This window comes from Propioniciclava sp., from assembly GCF_047602245.1.
Classification (GTDB): domain Bacteria; phylum Actinomycetota; class Actinomycetes; order Propionibacteriales; family Propionibacteriaceae; genus Propioniciclava.
In genome coordinates, this window is the sequence record NZ_JASGHT010000001.1 from 1665204 (window position 1) to 1686032 (window position 20829).

15 protein-coding genes are annotated in these 20829 nt (G+C 68.2%); 7 read left to right on the forward strand and 8 right to left on the reverse strand.

Going from position 1 to position 20829, the window contains the following annotated elements:
* Positions 1 to 49 precede the first annotated feature (49 nt).
* Complete coding sequence (locus QM708_RS08030; protein WP_415106486.1) at positions 50 to 1726, reverse strand: ABC transporter substrate-binding protein; 1677 nt, start codon at positions 1724 to 1726, stop codon at positions 50 to 52.
* 202 nt (positions 1727 to 1928) lie between these two features.
* Between QM708_RS08030 and QM708_RS08035 the strand changes: the two genes are divergently transcribed.
* The 3 genes from QM708_RS08035 (at position 1929) to QM708_RS08045 (ending at position 7344) form a co-directional block, all read left to right on the forward strand.
* Positions 1929 to 2837 (forward strand): mechanosensitive ion channel family protein, encoded by a 909-nt coding sequence (locus QM708_RS08035; RefSeq protein WP_415106489.1) that lies wholly within the window; start codon positions 1929 to 1931, stop codon positions 2835 to 2837.
* A gap of 62 nt (positions 2838 to 2899) precedes the next feature.
* A complete protein-coding gene (locus QM708_RS08040; RefSeq protein WP_415106492.1) occupies positions 2900 to 4756 on the forward strand; it encodes a M48 family metallopeptidase in 1857 nt (618 codons plus the stop codon).
* Positions 4757 to 4782: 26 nt separating this feature from the next.
* Complete coding sequence (locus QM708_RS08045; protein ID WP_415106495.1) at positions 4783 to 7344, forward strand: glycogen/starch/alpha-glucan phosphorylase; 2562 nt, start codon at positions 4783 to 4785, stop codon at positions 7342 to 7344.
* Positions 7345 to 8025: 681 nt separating this feature from the next.
* Here QM708_RS08045 and QM708_RS08050 read toward each other — a convergent pair.
* The gene (locus QM708_RS08050; RefSeq protein ID WP_415106498.1) at positions 8026 to 10053 is read right to left on the reverse strand and encodes a DEAD/DEAH box helicase; all 2028 of its coding nucleotides are present in this window, start codon (positions 10051 to 10053) and stop codon (positions 8026 to 8028) included.
* A 168-nt stretch (positions 10054 to 10221) separates the two neighbouring features.
* Between QM708_RS08050 and QM708_RS08055 the strand changes: the two genes are divergently transcribed.
* Positions 10222 to 10986 carry an ETEC_3214 domain-containing protein gene (locus QM708_RS08055; RefSeq protein WP_415106501.1) on the forward strand — a complete coding sequence of 255 codons (765 nt, stop codon included), beginning with the start codon at positions 10222 to 10224 and terminating at the stop codon, positions 10984 to 10986.
* Between the two features lie 328 nt (positions 10987 to 11314).
* On the opposite strand, the gene QM708_RS08060 is transcribed toward QM708_RS08055, so the two are convergent.
* The 6 genes from QM708_RS08060 to QM708_RS08085 form a co-directional block, all read right to left on the reverse strand.
* Positions 11315 to 11956: a CBS and ACT domain-containing protein gene (locus QM708_RS08060; RefSeq protein ID WP_415106504.1), complete on the reverse strand. Its 642-nt coding sequence runs from the start codon at positions 11954 to 11956 to the stop codon at positions 11315 to 11317.
* Positions 11957 to 11960: 4 nt separating this feature from the next.
* Entirely contained in the window at positions 11961 to 12665 is a 705-nt protein-coding gene (locus tag QM708_RS08065) for an ABC transporter ATP-binding protein (RefSeq protein ID WP_415106507.1), read from the reverse strand.
* Positions 12666 to 12667: 2 nt separating this feature from the next.
* Positions 12668 to 13447, reverse strand: a complete 780-nt coding sequence (locus tag QM708_RS08070; RefSeq protein WP_415106509.1) for an ABC transporter ATP-binding protein — start codon at positions 13445 to 13447, stop codon at positions 12668 to 12670.
* Positions 13440 to 14423, reverse strand: a complete 984-nt coding sequence (locus QM708_RS08075; RefSeq protein ID WP_415106512.1) for a branched-chain amino acid ABC transporter permease — start codon at positions 14421 to 14423, stop codon at positions 13440 to 13442. The genes QM708_RS08070 and QM708_RS08075 overlap by 8 nt, the downstream gene beginning before the upstream one ends.
* Positions 14423 to 15307, reverse strand: coding sequence for a branched-chain amino acid ABC transporter permease (locus QM708_RS08080; RefSeq protein WP_415106515.1), 885 nt, complete (start codon positions 15305 to 15307; stop codon positions 14423 to 14425). Before QM708_RS08080 ends, QM708_RS08075 begins: the two co-directional genes overlap by 1 nt.
* Before the next feature lie 80 nt (positions 15308 to 15387).
* Entirely contained in the window at positions 15388 to 16560 is a 1173-nt protein-coding gene (locus tag QM708_RS08085; protein WP_415106518.1) for an ABC transporter substrate-binding protein, read from the reverse strand.
* A 203-nt stretch (positions 16561 to 16763) separates the two neighbouring features.
* Here QM708_RS08085 and QM708_RS08090 point away from each other — a divergent pair, with 203 nt between their 5' ends.
* From QM708_RS08090 to QM708_RS08100, 3 genes are read left to right on the forward strand one after another with little or no spacing between them, the layout of a single operon-like run.
* On the forward strand, positions 16764 to 18077 hold the full coding sequence (locus tag QM708_RS08090; protein ID WP_415106521.1) for an SWIM zinc finger family protein: 1314 nt from the start codon (positions 16764 to 16766) through the stop codon (positions 18075 to 18077).
* On the forward strand, positions 18074 to 19735 hold the full coding sequence (locus QM708_RS08095) for a DUF5691 domain-containing protein (RefSeq protein ID WP_415106524.1): 1662 nt from the start codon (positions 18074 to 18076) through the stop codon (positions 19733 to 19735). Before QM708_RS08090 ends, QM708_RS08095 begins: the two co-directional genes overlap by 4 nt.
* Complete coding sequence (locus tag QM708_RS08100) at positions 19732 to 20829, forward strand: ATP-binding protein (RefSeq protein WP_415106527.1); 1098 nt, start codon at positions 19732 to 19734, stop codon at positions 20827 to 20829. The genes QM708_RS08095 and QM708_RS08100 overlap by 4 nt, the downstream gene beginning before the upstream one ends.

The window sequence follows — 20829 nt, forward strand, 5'->3', positions numbered from 1 at the left end:
TCGGGGACGGGCGGCCCGGGCGGTCAATACGCCCGGGCCGCGCACGCCTTTAGCGGGTGACGGTGACGGTGTTCCAGACCTCGTCCTGGACCGGGCTGGGCTCGTAGCCCTGGACGCCCTTGCCGAAGGCCAGCGACGGGGCCGGGTGGGCCAGCGGCACGCCGGGCACGAAGTCGGAGATCAGCTTGCTGATCTTCTTGTACTCGGCCTCCTGGGCCTCCTTCGTCGGCAGCTGGCGGGCAGCCGTCAGCGCGGAGAACAGCTCGGGGTTGTCGAAGCCCCACTCGTTGCCCTTCACACCGAAGAAGACGCCGATGAAGTTGTCGGGATCGTTGTAGTCACCGGTCCAGCCGAGGAAGTGGATGTCACGGGAGTTGACGCCCTCGTTGCCCTGCACCATGTCGAGGTAGTCGGGGCTCCACTTCGCGGTGATGGGTTCGACCTTGATGCCGACCGCCTCGAGCTGCGCCTTGACCGCCACGAAGGTGTCCTCCGGGGTCGGCATGTACGGACGCGAGACGCCGGTCGGGTAGGCGAAGCGCAGGGTCAGGTTCTCCTGGCCGGCCTCCTTCAGCAGCTGCTTGGCCTTCTCCGGGTCGTAGTTGTAGACGGTCACGTCGGGGTTGTAGCCGTTGACCATGTCGGGCATGAACTGGGTGGCGGCCTTGCTGCCCTCGGGCAGGGACTGCCGGATGATGGCGTCCTTGTCGATGGCGTAGCTGATCGCCTGGCGCACCTTGAGATCCTTCAGCGCCTCGATGTTCTGGTTGAAGCCCAGGTAGAGGATGTTGAAGGCCGGGCGGTTCTTGATCTGGAAGCCCTTGTCCTTCAGCGGCTGCACGTCGGCGGGCGCGACCAGGTCGTAGCCGTCGATGGTGCCGGCCTGCAGCTCCTGGGTGCGGGCCTTCGCGTCGCTGATGATGCGGATGATCGCCTTGGCGACCTTGGCCTTGTCACCGTGGTAGTCGTCGAAGCGGGCCAGGACGACCTGCTGGCCGCGATCCCACTTCTCGAACTTGAACGGGCCGGTGCCGGTCGGGTGCGCGGTGGCGTACTCGGAGAAGCGCGGATCGTCCTCGGTGCCCTGGGTGTCGTCGGCGTTGTACTGCTGCATGGCCGTCGGCGACTGCATCGAGAAGGCCGGCAGCGTCATCGCGTCGATGAAGGAGGCAAAGGGCTGGTTGAGCCGGATCGTCGCCTCGGTGGCCGACGGTGCGTCGCAGCCCTCGTAGATGCCGGTGGTCTTGCCTTCACCGGGGTTGCGGAAGCCGCGGAACAGCTTGTTGTAGTAGTAGGTGATGTTCTCGTTCTGGTTCAGGCCGGTCCAGTTCGTCCAGCGCTCGAAGTTGGCGCAGACCGCCGCGGCGTTGAAGTCGGTGCCGTCATGGAACTTGACGCCGCTCTTGAGCTGGAAGGTGTGCGACAGGCCGTCCGGCGTGCTGGTCCAGGTGGTGGCGAGCAGGGGCACCGGCTTGGTGCCGCCGGGCTCCACCGAGACCAGCCCCTCGAAGATCTGGCGGGACACACGGAACGATTCGCCGTCGCTGGCCATCGACGGATCGAGCATCACAGGGTCGGAGGATCCGGCGAAGATGAAGGTGTCGGCCGTGGCTCCGGCGCCGGCGCTGGGTGTCGTCTGGGTGCGGTTGCTCGGCGCGCATGCGGCGAGGCCGACGGCCAGCATCATTGCGGCCGCCCCCGCGACGAGTTTGCGGATGCGAGTCATCGATTTCCCCTCGTAGACATAGGTATCGGACGTCTCGCACCCTACTGTGGGGACGCTGTCGGCACGCGCGTTTCGAGGTTACGATTTGCCGACAAAGAACGTGCGCTTTTCGGCCTCAGACTGCTCGGCAGCCCCGGGCAGCGCGACCGAACGACTACCCTGCAGGCATGACGACGCACCGGATGAAAGGCCGAGCGGAGCGGTGATTCCTCTTCTTACCTGGACCTGGCCGGACTCGGCCGCCGAGATCGCCGCCGTGCTGGCCGTCACGCTGGTGCTGCGGTTCGTGCTGCGCCGGGCGATCCGGACCGGGGTCCGTACCTCGCTGGCGGTCGCCGACCGGCACCGGGCGTCCATGTCGGACGCCGAGGGCACCACTTCGCGCAACGAACGGGTGCTGGGCAAGCTGACCGGCGCGGTGGACGCCCGCCATCAGGCACGGGTACGCACCACCGGCTCGGTCCTCACCAACGCCGTCGATGTGGTGCTGGTGGTACTGATGACCCTCACCATCCTGCGCGTCCTCGGCGTGCCGCTGGAACCGGTGCTCGCGGCGTCCGGCATCGGGGGCGTGGCCCTGGCGTTCGGTGCGCAATCCCTGGTCAAGGACTACATCTCGGGCATCCTGATGATCTTCGAGGATCAGTTCGGCGTCGGCGACCTGATCGACACCGGCGAGGTCATCGGCACCGTCGAGGCGGTCGGGCTGCGGGTGACCCGGCTGCGCGACGGCGGCGGGCAGGTCTGGTACGTGCGCAACGGCGAGATTCAGCGCGTCGGCAACCAGAGCCAGGGCTGGTCCACCGCGATCGTGGACGTGCCCATCGCGGCGTCGGAGGATCCGGCCCGCGCGCTCGACATCCTGCGTGAGGTGACCGCCGAGGTGTTCGCCGACGAGCAGTACGCGGACGTCCTGCTGGAGGAGCCGGCCGTCGCCGGCGTCAACGAGATCTCGGTCGGGTCGATCATCCTGAGAATCCTCGCCAAGACCGCGCCGAACCAGCAGTGGGGGGTGCAGCGCGACCTGCTCGCGCGCTCGCTGGAGGCCCTGCACGCCGCGGGCGTCAAGGACCCGCTTCCCCCGGCCGCGGCCCCTCCGGCGACCAGCTGAGCACCGGCCAACAACCGCGGACGCGTCAGCACCAGCCCGTCGGACGGCCCTACAGTTCGGCCGTGACCGTGCGTCGTTTCCTGCCGGGCCTGGTGCTGTGGCTGTTCCCCCTTGTCGCCATCGCCCTCGTCGCGGGCGTGGCGGTGGCCGTCATCGTCGTCAGCGAGACCTACTTCGATGGTGACTGGATCGGCGTGCTGCTGCGCATTCTCGTCGCCCCGCTCGTCATCGCCGTCGTCCTGGGCGTCTGGGCCGCGGTCACCTACAAGCCGCAGCCTGCCGAGGGCATCGAGGTGACTGCGGCAGAGCACCCCCACCTGTGGGCCGACGTCGCGTCGCTCGCCTCGCTGGCCCAGACCGAGCCGCCGCACCGCATCGTGATCGACTTCGAGGTGAACGCGTCCGTCCGCGAGGTCGCCGGGCAGCGCGAACTGATCCTGGGCCTGCCGCTGATCGCCACGCTCACCCGCGGGCAGCTGCGCGCGGTCCTCGCGCACGAACTGGGGCATTTCGCGGGCGGCGACACGGCCGCGAACGCGAAGATCCTGCGCCGCGCCCTGCTGCTGGAACGGGTGCGCGCCGAAGTCGGCATCCTGTGGCGCTGGTTCTTCACCGCCTACGCACTGGCCTATGCGGCGGTGGCCGGCCCCGCCTCGCGCACAGCTGAACTGCGCGCCGACCAGCTCTCGATCCAGGCCGCCGGTCCACGCACCGCCGCGGAAGCCATGCGCGCGGTGGTGCGGACGGGGCTCGCCGACGATCACCTCAACGCGGACTACTTTCCGTTGTGCGAAGCCGCGGGCGTCCGAGCCTCCACCCGGGACGGCCTTCGGCAATTGCTGAGCGCCAACGCCGACGAGATCGAGAAGGCGACCCGGCAGATCATCGCCGACGAGAAGCCGAGCCTGTTCACCACCCATCCGCCGTTGCGCGAACGCATGGCCCGTTGTGAGGACGCCGCACGCGCCGGCGCACCCGATCCTGCTCCCGGCACGGACGCCGATGCCCCGGCCTACGACCTGCTCGGCGGCGGTGCCGCCTGGCTGGACGCCGCCGAGAACGAGCTGCTGGTCCACCCCTTGCCGCTCGCCACCTGGGACGACGTGATCGTTCGCGGCACACGCCAAGAGGTCAATGCCCAGGCGGAGCAGATCGAAGCCTGGGCCCGCAGCGAAGGCCTCGGCGAGCGCGGCCTGAACACCCTGCTCGCGCTCATCGACGACACCAACGACGGCGGGATCGTCGCGCGGCTCACCGATGAGAAGCCCGGCTCGGACGAGGGCGTCGACGCCGTCGTCGACCTGTTGTTCTCGCCGGTACTGGCGGCGATGCTCGCCTGTGGCACGGCGCGCGTGCAGCCGTCCTGGACGGGCCCCGTCCGCTTCGTGACCGCCGACGGCACCGACCTCGACCTCGCCGCACGGCTCGCGAACTGCATCAGGCACGGCGACAGCTCCGCGATCCGGGACTGGCTGACTGATGCGGGCGTCGACGTGACCAGCGCGCACGCGACCGCCGACCTCCCGCACTGGATGGCCGCCGCCAGCCATATGACCGGACCGTGGCAGGGGCGCCGCGATGTTCATTTCTGGTCCACCGGAATCCTCGCACTCCCGCCGCTGGACAAGGCGACCGTCAAAGAGGACAAAGACGAGGTGGCCGACGAACACCAGCATCCCCGCCTGTACTACGCGCGGGCCGAGGGTCTCCAGGCCGGTCGCCGGGCGCCGGGCTCACTGTGGTGGGATGCCGCGCAGATCGTCGGAGCCGATATCGGCGGCGCGATGAAGCTGCGCCTGACGCTCACCCTGGCCGAGGGTGACACGCTCGCCATGAAGGGCACCTTGGACACCGCGTGCGTCGACACCGTCGAGGACGTCGGGGTCGCCATCCGCTACCTGGCGACCCCGAAGGGCTGATCCGGCCCGACGCTAGGCTGACGGCCATGCCTGATCTTGCGCAGCAGAACGGACAGCCGCTTCCCGCGGACGAGTCGCCCAGCACTGACCATCGCGTGTACGGTCCCTCCGCGATCCCCACGCACCCGCTCGCCACCGCACCGGTGGGTTCCCCCCCTCACTCCGTGGACGGTTTCGTCAAAGAGTTCCTCCACGAGTTGAACACCAACCAGGGCGTGGCACTGTCCCGCTCCAGCATCAACGACCAGTACCTGGCCCTGGCCAGCACGGTCAAGAACTACCTGATGGCCCGCTGGCTCGAGACGGGCCGCAAGACGCGTGAGGCCAAGGCCAAGACCGTCGGCTACCTGTCGGCCGAATACCTGCTCGGGCGCCAGCTCGGCAACGCACTGATGGCCAGCGATCTGGCCGAGATCGCCCGCCGCGGCCTGGAGCTGTGTGGCATCGACATCGCCACCCTGCGCGCCCAGGAGGTCGAGCCCGGCCTCGGCAACGGTGGTCTCGGACGCCTCGCGGCCTGCTTCATCGACTCGCTGGCCACCATGGACGTGCCCTGCATCGGCTACGGCATCCGCTACGAGTACGGCATCTTCCGCCAGACCTTCATCGACGGCCGCCAGGTCGAGCAGCCCGACACCTGGCTGGCGCTCGGCTCGCCGTGGGAGTTCCCGCACCCGGAGGCGTCCGTCGAGGTCAACTTCGGTGGCCACACCGAGCGCTACACCGACGCCGACGGCGTCGAGAAGACGCGCTGGGTGCCGGGCTGGAACGTGCTCGGCGTCCCTTACAACTACATGGTCCCCGGTTACCTGAACGGCCGGGTGAACACGCTGCGGCTGTGGTCGGCCACCGCCACCAAGGCGTTCGACCTGCAGATCTTCAACTCCGGCGACTACGCCCAGGCCGTCCGCGCCCAGACCTTCGCCGAGAACATCTCGAAGGTGCTCTACCCCGAGGATTCGACCCCGCAGGGCAAGGAACTGCGCCTGCAGCAGCAGTACTTCTTCGTCGCGTGTTCGCTGCGCGACTTCATCGACAACGAGCTGGAGGCCGACTTCGACCTGCACCAGCTGCCGGAGCGGATCCACTTCCAGCTCAACGACACCCACCCGGTGATCGCGGTGCCCGAGCTGATGCGCATCCTGGTCGATGAGCGCGGCTTCGACTGGGACGAGGCGTGGGACGTCACCAAGCAGTGCTTCGCCTACACCTGCCACACCCTGCTGCCCGAGGCGCTCGAGGTGTGGTCGACCGACCTGCTCGGACGCCTGCTGCCGCGCCACCTGGAGATCATCTACCGCATCAACGAGGAGTTCCTCGCCGAGGTGCGCGAGGCCTACCCGGGCGACGAGCTGCGCGCGCGCGGCATGTCGATCATCACCGAATACCCCGAGCGCGGCGTCCGGATGGCCTTCCTGGCCACCGTCGCCGGCACGAAGGTCAACGGTGTGGCCGCCCTGCACAGCCAGCTGCTGGCCGACAAGGTGCTGCCGGACTTCTCCGAGCTGTGGCCGGACAAGTTCATCAACGTCACCAACGGCGTCACGCCGCGCCGCTTCGTGAAGATGGCCAACCCGAAGCTGTCCGAGCTGATCTCGGACGCCATCGGCTCGGGCTGGGTCACCGACCTGGAGCGGCTCAAGGAGCTGGAGCCCTACGCCGAGGACGAGGACTTCCGCCAGCAGTTCCGTGAGGCGAAGGCCTGGAACAAGCAGCGCCTCACCCAGCTGCTCGTCACGCGCGACGGCATCGAGTTGCCCGACGGCCACCTGCTCGACGTGATGGTGAAGCGCCTGCACGAGTACAAGCGCCAGTCGCTCAAGCTGCTGCACATCGTGTCGCTGTACGAGCAGGTGCTCTCGGGCAAGATCAAGGCCGAGGAGCTGACCCCGCGCACCGTCGTGTTCGGCGCCAAGGCCGCCCCGGGCTACAAGATGGCCAAGGACACCATCCACCTGATCAACGCGGTGGCGGCGACCATCAACGCCGACCCGATCGTCGAGGGACGCCTGAAGGTCGCCTTCCCGGCCAACTACAACGTCACCCTGGCCGAGAAGCTGGTCCCCGCCGCCGACCTGTCCGAGCAGATCTCGCTCGCCGGCATGGAGGCGTCCGGCACCGGCAATATGAAGTTCGCCCTCAACGGCGCGCTGACCATCGGCACCGACGATGGCGCGAACGTGGAGATCCGCCAGCTGGTCGGGGACAAGCACTTCTTCCTGTTCGGCATGGCCGAGCCCGAGGTCGCCGAGCTGAACGCGAAGGGCTACCACCCGGCGGCGTACTACGAGAGCAACCCGCAGCTGAAGGCCGCGCTGGACCTGATCCTGTCGGGTCACTTCAGCGAGGGCGATCCGCACCTGTTCGACTCGGTGGTCTACAACCTGCTGCAGCAGGACCGCTTCATGGCGCTGGCCGATTTCGAGTCCTACATCGACGCGCAGCAGCGGGTGGAGGCCAAGTACGCCGACACCGCGCAGTGGACTCGTTCGGCGATCCTCAACGTGGCCCGGACGGGGTTCTTCAGCTCCGACCGCTCGATGCGTGATTACATCAAGCGGATCTGGCACACGCGCCCGGTGCTCTGAATCATACAAAAGAATGAGAGGGGGCACTCATACCCGGAATAAATCATCCTTTCGACCGACCTGCCACTCTTCACCCGGTAAACCACCTAGCCAACAGCCAATCAATTCCCCACTCAGGGCGAAGTGAAGGCTTTCTAAGTTCGGGAACGGGTTGCATGAATGTCGAAATAAGGTAGATTCATTACCGGGTCAGGTGTCCCCCCTCCTAGCCCCCGTCGAGCGAATGAATGACTCGACCGCGACGACACCGGGCTCCCTGCCTCCCCCCCCCAATGGCAGGGAGTCCGGTGAAGCGTCTCTCAGGCTTTTTCTCACGACAAGCCTCGATACCACCCGGCACCGCCGCCGGACCGCCCTCCGGGTGAACCAACCGGGTCTGAGCGAAACACCAATCCGTCACACCCGAGTGAAATGTGTAGACGCCGCCCGCACGGGAATATTCAGTTTCAGAATCGGACGCCACTTCGGTGGTAACACACACTTAACAATTCCCGATTAAGTTCACTTCGAAGAGTTCAGTTCACTCTCATAACACCTCATCCTGGGCGAGATCACACCCATTCCGTGAACATTCAGTTCACTCGGATCTCTCCAGTTCACTCCCCTAGTGGCGTGGCGCGACGAAAGCAAAACGCCCGCCGGCCTTGGTGGCCGGCGGGCGTCGAAGCGGACGAGCGCAACTCAGCCGCGCTTGTCCTTGCGTGGCTTGTCCTTGAACGGCTTCCCGGACTTGCCGTGCCGCTCCTTGGGGCCACGCCCGCCGGAACCGCCGCGCCCGCCGCCATGGCGGTCAAACGCATGATGGTCGTCCCGGTCGTAGCGCTTCTTGCCGCCCTGCCCGCGATCGCCCTGCGTCCGGTTGCCACGCGGACGCCCGGAATCGGGCCGCAACTCGATCAACTGGCCCGAAATCCGGGTCGAAGCCAAGGCGTCCAGCACCGCGGACGGCAGGTCGGCGGGCAACTCGACCAGCGAATGATCGGCGCGGATGTCGATATGCCCGAAGTCGTCGCGGGTCAGCCCGCCCTCGTTCGCGAGCGCACCGACGATCTGCCGCGGCGCGACGTGCTGGCGGCGTCCGACCGAGATCCGGTAGGTGGCCAGCTGCTTGCTGCCCTGACGGCGCGGACGGTCGCCACGCGGGCCGGCGTCCGCACCCTTGGCGGGCTTCTCGCCGCGGAACCGCTCCGGGGAGGGATCCTCGGTCGGGTCGAGCAGCATCGGCTCGTCGCCCTGCATCACGATCGCCAGCGAGGCGGCGACGTCCAGCTCGGGCACGTCGTACTCGTTGACGTAGTGCGTGACGACCTGGCGGAACAACTCCAGCGACGGCGACGACAGCGCCGCGGTGATCGCGTCGTCGAAGCGGCCCAGGCGGGTGGCGTTGATGTCGTCGGCGGTCGGCATCTCCATCCGGGTCAGCGTCTGCTTGGTGGCACGCTCGATGGCGCCCAGCAGGCGTCGCTCGCGCGGGGTGATGAACGAGATCGCGTCACCGCTGCGGCCGGCACGACCGGTGCGGCCCACCCGGTGCACGTAGGACTCGACATCGGTGGGGATGTCGAAGTTCACCACATGGCTGATCCGGTCCACGTCCAGGCCGCGGGCGGCGACGTCGGTGGCGACCAGAATGTCGAGCTTGCCTGACTTCAGCTGGCCCACCACCCGCTCGCGCTGGGCCTGGGCGATGTCACCGTTGAGCGCCGTCGCCGAGAACCCGCGGGCGCGCAGCTTCTCGGCCAGCGTCTCGGTCTCGTGCTTGGTGCGGACGAACACGATCATGCCGTCGAAGTTCTCCACCTCGAGCAGGCGGGTGAGCGCCTCCACCTTCTGCGGGTAGGACACGATCAGGTAGCGATGCGTGACGTTCTCCGCGGTCGCGGTCTGGCCCTTGACGGCCACCTCGACCGGCCGGTTCAGGTACTGCTGCGACAGCCGCTTGATCGAGGCCGGCATCGTCGCGGAGAACAACGCCACCTGCTTGTCGCCAGGAGTGTCGGCCAGGATCGTCTCGACGTCCTCGGCGAAGCCCATATTGAGCATCTCGTCGGCCTCGTCCAGCACCAGGAAGCGCAACTGCGACAAGTCGAGCGTGCCGCGCTCCAGGTGGTCGATGATCCGGCCGGGCGTGCCGACCACGACATGGACACCGCGGGCGAGCGCACTCAGCTGGACGCCGTAGCCCTGGCCGCCGTAGACGGGCAGCAGGCGGACGTCCTTCATGCCGGTCGCGTAGCTCTCGAACGCCTCACAGACCTGCAGGGCGAGCTCACGGGTCGGCGCCAGGATGAGCGCCTGCGGCGAACGCTGGCGCAGATCGAGCCGGTTCAGGATGGGCAGCGCGAACGCCGCCGTCTTGCCGGTACCCGTCTGAGCCAGGCCGATCAGGTCATGGCCGTCCAGCAGCGCCGGGATCGTCTCGGCCTGGATCGGCGACGGGCGCTCATAGCCCAGGTCGCGCAGTGCCTGCAGGATGCGCTTGTTCAGGCCCAGGTCGTCGAAGGTCACCTGCTCGGGGCCGTCGTCGGTTGCGGCGTCCGCGGGATCGGTCGCGGCGTCCTCGGCGTTGTTCTCGGCGCTCACGGCCGGCTGTTCGGGCGTCTCGCCCGGGGTGTTGTTGGTGCCCTTGGCGGCCTCTACCGGGACCGTTTGGGCGTCGTGCTCGTCGACCGCGGCGGGAGCCGTCGGCTCGGGAAAATCGTCACTCACGTATAGACGGTAGTGCCTGGTAGTGCTTTCCCCCAAGACGGACGCCGATTCCCGCCCCCGCGTCGCGCCTCAGGAATAGGCTGATTTCAACCCCCAAGCGGCGAGGAGGTCGCGATGCGACGGACACGATGGGCCCTGTGTTGGGCAAGCCTGAGCACCCTGGCGGTGATGACAGCCTGCGCCCCGGTGGTTCCTGCGGCGGGTCCGTCCGCCGGTGCCGGATCCCCCTCAGCCACGCCGGCGCCCTCGGCTGCGGCGTCCCCGTCGTCGAGTGGAACGGCCACGCCGGGCGGCACGGCCGCCGCGGTTCCCGCGGTGTTGCACATCGATTCCGACGTCGAGGACGTCACCGCCCAACTCGGCGCCCCGGCATGGACGACGGATGCCTGCGAACACCTGGACTGCACCGCGAAGACCGAACCTCTGGAGTTGTCGGTGTACCAGAGCCAGGGTCTCCAGATCCGTGTCGTGACGCGTCGGCTGCGGGTGGTGGCGTTCACGGTCACCGCGTTGCGCAAGGACGTCCGGCCGTCCGTCACCTGGCTCGACCACAACCTGGGCAAGCTCGGCCAGATGACCTTCGCCGACGTCTACCAGGTGACCAGTCCGCCGTTGGAGCCCACCGACACGGCCGTCTTCAAGGGCCCGCGCGATTCGATCTACGTCGACATCGTCTCCACCGGCGCACCGGGCGACTATCAGGGACTCATCCTGGCCCTGGCGCCCGGTGTGGTCACCGGCGACCAGTTCGCCGACTACTGGTGGGGCGTCCTTCCCGCCGACGGCGGCGAACTCAACCTCGAAGCGCTGTCGGGTTTCCGCTCCGGCACCTCCCCCGACACCTTCGGCGTCTACATGGACGACGGTGACATCGCCACCCTGTTCGGCGAGGCCGACAACGTCCAGACCCTGCTGGCCGCCGGCAAACCCTGACCGATCCGCCTCGAGTAGCTCGACGCCTGAGCCCCGTTCACTCACGCGCACGAGTTGCACCGTTGCCCACGAAATTTCGTGCGCATCGGTGCAACTCCTGCGCAAGGGCAGAAGTGACGTGGTGGCCTGGCGACTCGTGTCGCCCGGGTTAAGCACCGTCGCCCGGGGAGGAAACCGGGCGACGGTATGGGAGCCGGGCGACGTGGCGGGCGTCCGTGCCTAACCCGGGCGGGCGTGCGTAAACCGGGCGGCGCGGAGGCGTCCGGGGCATGGGAAAGCGCGTGCCGGCGCCAGCAGCTCGACCACGAGGGCCGAAACCTCAGGACGCTCAGATGTTCTGCAGTTTGTGCAGGACGACGACGCCCTCGGCGGCGAACTCGGCTTCGATCTCGTCGGTGTCGAGGGTGTTCAGCCGGATCACCACCGTGCTGCGATCGCCCCCGCCGCGATAGACGGCCAGGTGCTGGATGTTCGCGCGGTGGTTGGCGGTGACCGAACTCAGCCGGGAGAGGACGCCGGGGGTGTCCGGCATCTCGACCGTCAGCCGGGTTCCGCGGTCACGGAATCCCAGGATCTCGATGAACGCGTCCAGGATCGAGCTTTCGGTGATCACGCCGACCAGTTCGTCGCCGTCCACCACCGGAAGCATCTCGATCTTGTGGTCGCGCATCATCACGGCCGCTTCTTCCAGCAGCGCGTCGGGCGCGATGGTCAAGGGATCGCGGGTCATCACCTTGGCGACCTTGAGTTTGCCGAGCAGATAGTTGATCTCACCGGCGGCGAAGGTGGTCGCCCGCGACGGTCCAGCGGCGGCGATGTCGCTGGGGGCCAGGACGCCGACGACGCGCCCCTCACTCACCACGGGCAGATGGCGGACGCGCTTGGTCTCCATGAGCGCGATCGCCTCGGGCAGGGTTGTCTCCGGCGTCACCGTGAACGGGTGCGCCGTCATCCGCGTCTTTACGAACATGGGACTAGCCTCCCAGGTACGCCCGCTTGATGTCGTCGGTCTGCGCGAGTTCGTCGGCCGGACCGGAGGTGACGATCACGCCGGTCTCCATCACATAGGCGCGATCGGCCACCTGCAACGCCATGTTGGCGTTCTGTTCCACCAGCAGGATCGTCGTACCGGTCGCGTTGATGCTCTTGATGATGTCGAAGATCTCCTGCACCAGCAGCGGCGCCAAGCCCATCGACGGTTCGTCGAGCAGCAGCAGCTTCGGACGCGCCATCAGCGCCCGTCCCATCGCCAGCATCTGCTGCTCGCCGCCCGACAGGGTGCCCGCCATCTGCTTGCGGCGATCGGCGAGCACCGGGAACCGCGCATACACGGTGTCGAAGTCGGCGGCCAGGTTGCCACGGTCCTTGCGCAGGTAGGAGCCCATTTCGAGGTTCTCCAGCACGCTCATCTGGGCGAACACCCGGCGTCCCTCGGGCACATGCGACATGCCCAGGTTGACCCGCTGCTGCGCCGACACCTTGGTGATGTCCTTGCCGTCGAGCCACACCGAGCCGCTGGTCGGTGCCTTCAGCCCGGACGCCGTGCGCAGCGTGGTGGTCTTGCCGGCCCCGTTGGCGCCGATCAGGGTGACGACCTCGCCGGCCTCGACCCGCAGCGAGATGCCTTTGATGGCGTGAATCCCGCCGAAGTGGACGTTGAGGTCCTTGATCTCGAACATCGCTACACCTCCTCGCCCAGGTAGGCCTCGATCACCCGCGGATTGGAGCGGACCTCGTCGGGGCTGCCCGAGGCGATCACCACACCATGATCCAGCACGTAAATCCGCTCACAGATGGTCATCACCAGGCTCATATCGTGTTCGATCAACAGGATCGTCAACCCGAACTCGGTGCGCAGCCGGGCGATCAGCCCGGTCAGTTCGGCCGTCTCGGCCGGATTCATGCCAGCGGCAGGCTCGTCCAGCAGCAGCAGGGTGGGCTGGGTCGCCAGCGCGCGGGCAATCTCCAGATGCCGCTGGCCGCCGTAGGGCAGGTTGCGGGCCTGTTCGCCGGCGACGTCCGCCAAGCCCATCAGAGCCAGCAGTTCCATGCTTTTCTCGCGCACCAGTTTCTCGGTGCGCGCGAACGGCGGCAGCCTGAAGAAGGAGGCCGCCAGCGAATACCGGTGGTTCTGCTGGCAGGCGATCTCGACGTTCTCCAGGACGGTCAGGTCTTTGAACAACCGGATGTTCTGGAAGGTGCGCCCGATCCCGGCCCGGCACACGGCGTCCGGCTTCTTGCCGCCCAGCGACAGCTCGCGGCCGTCGCGGGTGAAGGTGATCGTGCCCGAGGACGGCGGGTAGACGCCGGTGAGCAGGTTGAAGGCGGTGGTCTTGCCCGCACCGTTGGGGCCGATCAGGCCGACCAGTTCACCTTCGGCCAGCCGCAGGTCAACGTTCGAGACCGCGGCCAGGCCGCCGAAGTTCCGGGTCAGTTTCTCCACGCGCAGGATGTCACTCACCGGTGGCCCCCTTCGTCGGCGCGTCCGCAGGTTTGGGTTTGAACAGCTTCCTGAAGACCTGCAGCGACACTTCCCGCGAACCCATCAGGCCTTGCGGGCGGAACACCATGATGACCACCAGCAGCAGCGCGTACAGGATCATCCGGACGGCGGTGAACTGCTGCAACGCCGTCGAGATGACGGCCAGCACGATGGCGGCGATCACCGAGCCCGACAGGCTGCCCAGGCCGCCCAGCACCACGATCACCAGGATGTCGATCGACTTCAGGAAGCCGAAGGTGTCGGGCTTGATGAAGTAGAAGTAGGAGGCGTACATGCCGCCGGCCAGCCCGCCGAAGAAGGCGCCGACCGTGAACGACAGCACCTTGGCGCGGGTGGCGTCCACACCGACCGATTCGGCGGCGATCTCGTCCTCGCGGACGGCGATCGCGTTGCGGCCATGGTGGGAACGCAGGAAGTTGCGGATCAGCAGCACCGAGCCGACGGTGAGAATGAAGAACCAGTTCCAGTCCATCATCCGCGGCATTCCGGACAGGCCGGCAGCACCGTTGGTGAACTCCAGGTTGTTCAGCAGGATCCGGATGATCTCGGCCATGCCGAGGGTGGCGATCGCCAGATAGTCACCGCGCAGCCGCAGCGTGGGCAGGCCGAGCAGGAAACCGACCAGGGCCGCGATCAGCCCACCCACCAGCAGGCCGAGCAGGAAGCCGGGCACGGTCGGGAGGGCGAGCATGATCAGGCCGGTGGCGTAGGCGCCGATCGCCATGAAGCCGGCATGGCCGAGCGAGAACTGACCGGTGAAGCCGGTGATCAGGTTGAGGCTCACCGCCAGCACGATGTTGATGCACAACAGGCCGATCGTCGTCATCCAGTAGTCGTCAATCACCCCGGCATTGAGGCCACCGAGCACGACCAGGTAAAGGGCGAGCAGCGGCACCCCGCGCGTGAGGACCGTTTTCACCATCGGATTGCTCATCACACCTTCTCCCGGACGTTCTTGCCGAGCAATCCGGCGGGCCGGAAGATCAGCACCAGGATCAGGATGCCGAAGACCACCGCGTCCTTGTACAGCGAGCTGAAGTAGCCGCTGACCAGCGTCTCGGAGGCGCCGATGAAGTAGCCGCCGATCAGGGCGCCCGGAATGATCCCGATACCGCCGAAGACCGCCGCCACGAAGGCCTTCAGGCCGGGCAGCACCCCCATCAGCGGATTGATCGAGTTGTAGTAGACGCCCACCAGGACGCCCGCCGCGCCGGCGAGCGCGGAGCCGAGCATGAAGGTGAACGAGATCGTGTTGTCGACGTTGACGCCCATCAGGCGGGCGGCGTCAGGATCCATCGAGACCGCGCGCATCGCCTTGCCCAGTTTGGTGCGGTGCACGATGAACTGCAGCGCGATCATCAGCACCACCGAAGTGCCGATGATCAACAACGACTGCGCCGAGATCACCACACCACCCACATTGAAGGACGCCGTCAGGTAGCCCGGCAGCGCCGGGTAGGTGCGCACGTCCGCGCCGACGAACGCCATCATCACGTACTGCAGCAGCAACGAGACGCCGATCGCGGTGATCAGCGCCGCGATGCGGGTCGAATTACGCAGCGGCTTGTAGGCGACCCGCTCGATCACCACGCCGAGCATGCCGCAGGCCACCATGGCGATCAGCAGCGATTCGAAGAATCCCAGGCGCAGGAAGGTCATACACGAGTAGCCGACATACGCGCCGACCATATAGACCTCGCCGTGGGCGAAGTTGATCAGCTGGATGATGCCGTAGACCATCGTGTAGCCGAGCGCGATGAGGGCATAGATACTGCCCAGGCTCAGGCCGTTGATCAGCTGTTGTGCGAGTTGCTCCACAGGGCTCCCGTTCAGCAACGTGACGTGGGAGGCGAACGAGGCGCGCCTCCCACGTCACTGACGAACTAGATGGAAAAGGGTCAGGCCTTCTCGGCGACGGCGATCTTGCCGTCCTTGTAGCCGATGAACACGATGGACTTGACCGGGTTGTGCGTGGCCGGATCGACGGAGAAGGTCCCGGTCACACCGGCGAAGTCCTTGGTGGACTCCATCGCTTCCTTCACCGCGGGACCGTTCACCGCGCTGGCGCGGCCCACGGCGTCCGCCACGAACTTCATCGTGTCGTAGCCGACAGCGTTGAAGGCGTTCGGTTCGGCATTGTTGGCCTTCTTGAAGGCCGCGATGAACGTCACGACCCGCGGGTCGGAATCCGCCGAGCTGTAGTGGTTGGAGAAGTAGACGTCGGTCAGGCCGGCGCCGGCCGCCTCGGCCAGCTTCGGGCTGTCGTAACCGTCGGCGCCCAGGATCGGGGCGGTGATGCCCAGCTCGCGCGCCTGCTTGATCGCCGGTCCGGCCTCTTCGTAGTAGCCGGGCAGGTAGATCACGTCGAAGCTCTGGCCCTTGATCTTGGTGAGGATCGAGTTGAAGTTGCGCTCGCCCTTGGCGTACGCCTCCTCGGCGACGATGGTGCCGCCCTTGGCCTTGAACTGGGCGTCGAAGCTCGCCGCCAGACCCTTGCTGTAATCGTTGGAGTTGTCCTTGATGATCACCGCGGTCTTGGCGCCCAGCTTCTCGGTGGAGTAGTTCGCCGCCGACGTGCCCTGGAAAGAGTCGTTGAAGCAGGTGCGGAACACGTACTCGTTCAGCTTGCCGTTGGTCACCGTGAGGTCATCCGCCGTCGCCGAACCGGACACGATCGGCACCTGGTTCTGCGCCGCGACCTGGATCTGCGCCTTCATGCCGCCCGAGGTGGCCGGACCGATCACGGTCACCACCTTGTCCTGGGCCATCAGCTTGGTGGCCAACGTGGTCGCCTCGGCGGTATCGGACTTGGTGTCGTACTTGATCAGCTCGATCTTCTTGCCGTTGATCCCGCCGGCATCGTTGATCTCCTTGGCGGCGAGCTCGATGCCCGCCACGGACGACTGGCCGTAGCTGGCCACATCGCCGGAGAGTTCGTAGTTCAGGCCGACCTTGATCGTGTCCCCAGAAGCCCCACTCCCAGGAGTGTTGGCCACCGGCTTCGCCGAGCAGCCCGCGAGCACCGACAGGCTCAGGGCCCCGGCGGCGAGCAGGATTGCCGTTCGCTTCATGTTCTTCCTCTGGTAGATCCGCTGTGATCCGTTCCCGGGGACGCGCTCGATCGAGCGAATCACCCGGAGGTACGCGCGGATTGTATCCGCTAGTCCCCGATACCGGCAGGGAGGTCCGGACGCCTCCCGCGAAAACTGTCGGAGCCGACTGGCAGGATGACGAAGGTGAATCTCACTCCCGGCTCAGCGACGGACGGCGTCCGATGAGGTGGAGTCGCGACCAGGTGATGGCCGTGGCGCCCGACCCCTCGTCGGTGAACGCCGCGCAGAAGCTCGCGCGCCCGGGGCCGTGGAGCGAGACCGGCGCCAACGACGCTCTCGTCTGGGGGCAATGCCAGGGCAGCGGCAAGAACCCTTACCAGGTGAGCATCGACCTGGCCACGCCGGCCTATCGGTGCACGTGCCCGAGCCGGAAGTTCCCGTGCAAGCATGCGCTCGCGCTGCTGTTGTTGTGGGCCGATGGGCACGTCGACTCCGCCGAAACCCTGGCCGCGTTCGCGCAAGGCTGGGTGGATCAACGGGCGTCGCGCGCGGAGGCGTCCGCCCGGCGGGCTGCCACGCGTGAGGACACCCCGGCCGACCCACAGGCGCAGGAGAAGCGTGCGGCGAGCAGGGTGGCGAAGATGGACGCCGGCGTCGACGACCTGTGCACCTGGCTGGAGGACGTGGCCCGGGGTGGCGCGGCGGCCGCCCGCAGCCAGCCGTACGCGTTCTGGGATCGCGCAGCGGCGCGGCTCGTCGATGCGCAACTGCCGGGGCTGGCCGAGCGGGTGCGCGCCGTCGGCTCCGACGCGCTGGCACGCACCGACTGGGAGGACCAGTTGATCGGTTCGCTGGGTCGTCTGTGGCTGCTGGCCCAGGCCTGGCGCGGTCGCGACGCGCTCACCGACGACCAGCAGGCCGATCTGCGCGCCGCCGTCGGATGGGCGACACCGAGCGAGCAGGTGCGCTCCGGCCGGACGCGGGCGGCCAGCTGGCTGGTGATGGGCGCGCACCGCTCCGAGGCCGGCCCGCTGCATCAGCAACGCACCTGGCTGCGCGCCGACGACGGCGAATGGGCGTTGGTGCTCGACACGGCAGGCCCCGGGCAGGCGCTGGCCGTGCCGCAACTCGCCGGCAGTCTGGTCTCAGCGACGCTGGCGTTCTATCCGGGCGCCGCACCGCAGCGGGCCCTGTTCGCCGAGCCGCCGGTTCCGGTGGGCGCGGCCGGGCTGGGGGCGTCCGGGGGCATCGCGCGGGCGCTCGCCCAGATCGCCGGCGAGGTGGGCCGGACGCCGTGGCGCGAGCGCCACCCGGTGCTGCTCGCCGATGTCGCCTGGCAGCGGGATCCGGCGCTGGTGGTGGACGCCGCGGGCGACGCGGTGCCGCTCGATCCGGCCACCGATCTTGCCCGCCTGTTCGCCCTCACCGGTGGCCGCGCGGCGGCCGTGTTCGGCGAGTGGGAGGCGGGGTTCCTGCGCATCCTCACCCTCGAACTGGCCGAGCCCTCCGGGGAACGAACGGTGGTGCCACTATGACCACCTCGCCACAGGGCACTTCGCCGCTGGCCACCTGGGCAGCCGCCGTGCGCGCGAGCGCCCTGGTCGGAACGTCGAAGCGCCCCGCACCTGCCCTTCCGGACGCCCTGCGATCCCTTCCGGACGCCCCACCTTCGACAGCGAACACCACGGCGGCCGCGATCACCGGCGCGGGTGGCCAGGCGCAGGTGGTGGAGGCGTCCGGTCGGGCACCCGGCTCGGCCAACAACGCTCCCGCGCATCCGTCCCTGCTCGACCAGATCGCGCTGCTCGACGTGCTCACCCGGGCGGGCACGGTGCCGGTGAGCGGAACACCGGTCGATCCGGCGCCGCCGAATCGGCGTCCGGATGCCCCGCCCGAGGCGGTGCAGTTGCTCACCCTGCTGGTGCGGCAGTCGCCGCTGCCGGCGTCCGCACGCGATCAGCAGATCGACCACTGGCTCGACCGCTGCGCCGAGGCCGGGTTCAGCGTGCAGGCCGGCCTGCTGCCCGAACTGGTCGCCCTGGCGCATTCCCGGGTCGCGATGCGCGTGCCGCTCGCCCGGGTGTGGGACGAGCGGGGTCGCTGGTACGCCGGCCTGTTCGCCCCCAGGATGGTGCGATCCGACGCCGGCACCCCAGACCCGGCCGCCACACCGGCGGGCCCGGCCGACGCGGCATCCGAAGTGGCGGAACTGTCGCAGGGGTGGGCCACGAGGTCCGCCGACCTGGCCCGGGCCCACCTGCGCCGGGTGCGCTACCTGGACGCCGAGGCCGGCCGCGCGCTGCTCGCCCAGCACTGGCGCGGGTTCTCGGCCAAGGAGCGCGCCGTCATTCTCGACGCGCTGCGCACCGGGCTGGGACCAGCCGACGAGCCGTTCCTGGAGGCGGCGCTCGACGACCGGTCCAAGGGGGTGCGGGCCGCCGCCGTCCAACTGCTGCGCCAACTGCCGGGCAGCGGACTGAACCACCGGATGGCGCAGCGGATGGCGCCGCTGATCACGGTGACCAAACGCTTCCTGCGCGATCCCCTGCTCACGGTCACCCCGCCCGCCGCCATCGACGAGGCCGGCATTCGGGACGGTCTCGAAGCGCCGTCGGCCTCGGGCCAGCGGCCGCACCTGTCCTGGCTGCAGACCATCATCACCGGCGCGCCGCTGGCGACCTGGTGCGAGGTCACCGGCCTCACCCCCGAGAAGATCGTGAAGCTGCTCGCGAGCGACGAACTGGTGCTCGGCACCGTGGCGCGGGCGGTGGGCATGCAAGAGGACGCCGCATGGGCGGCCGCACTCACGGCGTCCGGACGCCACGGCAGCCTGGTCGGACTGCTGCCGCCCGAGCAGCAGATCCGCTGGTTGTCCGAAGCGCTGCACACGGGCCCGGTCGAGCCCGATCAGTTCCTGCGGGCCGCCCGGAACACGCCGCATCCGTGGCCGGCGCCGCTGGCGCGCGCGATCGCCGAGCGCATCGCCGCCGCCGAGGACGCCGACCGGTTCGTCCGTGCCTTCGACGAGACCCTCTACCCGGGCTTCGGCCCCGAGGTCGCGGCCGTGATCGACCGTTTGGAGCCGTCGGAGAACCAGCGGCGCGCCCGCACGATCCTGTTGGCCGTCCGCCAGAACGCCAGCTTCGCCCGTTCGATCGACGAGGCGTTTCCACCGAGGAGGAACCCCAGATGAGCACCGACGACCAGGTCCTGCGCGCCCACGCCGAACAGCAGTACGCCGGCGAACTCGCGGCGCTGGCGTCCGCCGACGACCGGCCACGCCCGCCGCAGTGGAGGCTGTCGCCGTGGGCGGTGGCCACCTACCTGCTGGGCGGACGCCTGCCCGACGGCACCGAGATCACCCCCAAATATCTGGGCAGCCGCCGGTTGATGGAGATCGCGATCGCCTCGCTGGCCACCGACCGGGCGTTGCTGCTGATCGGCGTGCCCGGCACCGCCAAGTCGTGGGTGAGCGAACATCTGGCCGCGGCGATCAGCGGCAACTCGACCCTCGTCGTGCAGGGAACCGCCGGGACGCCCGAAGAGGCGATCCGCTACGGCTGGAATTACGCCCGGCTGCTCGCCGAAGGACCGTCGACGGGGGCGCTGGTGGCCAGTCCGGTGATGCGCGCCATGGGCGAGGGGTCGCTGGTGCGCGTCGAGGAGCTGACCCGGATCCCATCCGACATCCAGGACTCACTGATCACGATCCTGTCGGAGAAAACCCTGCCGATCCCCGAGCTCGACACCGAGGTGCAGGCCCGGCGCGGCTTCAACCTGATCGCCACCGCCAACAACCGCGACAAGGGCGTCAACGATCTGTCCTCGGCGCTGCGGCGCCGGTTCACCACCGTGGTGCTGCCGCTGCCCGATTCGCTCGACCAGGAGGTCGAGATCGTGCGGACGCGGGTCGCGAGCCTGGGCGCGTCCCTCGATCTGCCCGCCGACCTGGCCGCCTTGTCGGAGATCCGCCGGGTCGTGACGGTGATGCGCGAACTGCGCGGCGGCGTCACCGCGGACGGCCGCACCACGGTGAAGTCGCCCAGTTCGACGCTGTCGACCGCCGAGGCGATCTCGGTGATGACCAGCGGGTTGAGCCTCGCCACCCACTTCGGCGACGGCACGGTCGGTGCCGCCGACGTGGCCGCGGGCCTGGTGGGCGCGGTGGTGAAGGACCCGGTGCAGGACACGGTGATCTGGCAGGAATACCTGGAGACGGTGGTGCGCAACCGTCCCGAATGGTCCGACCTCTACCGGGCCTGCCGCGACCTCGACGCGACCGCGTGA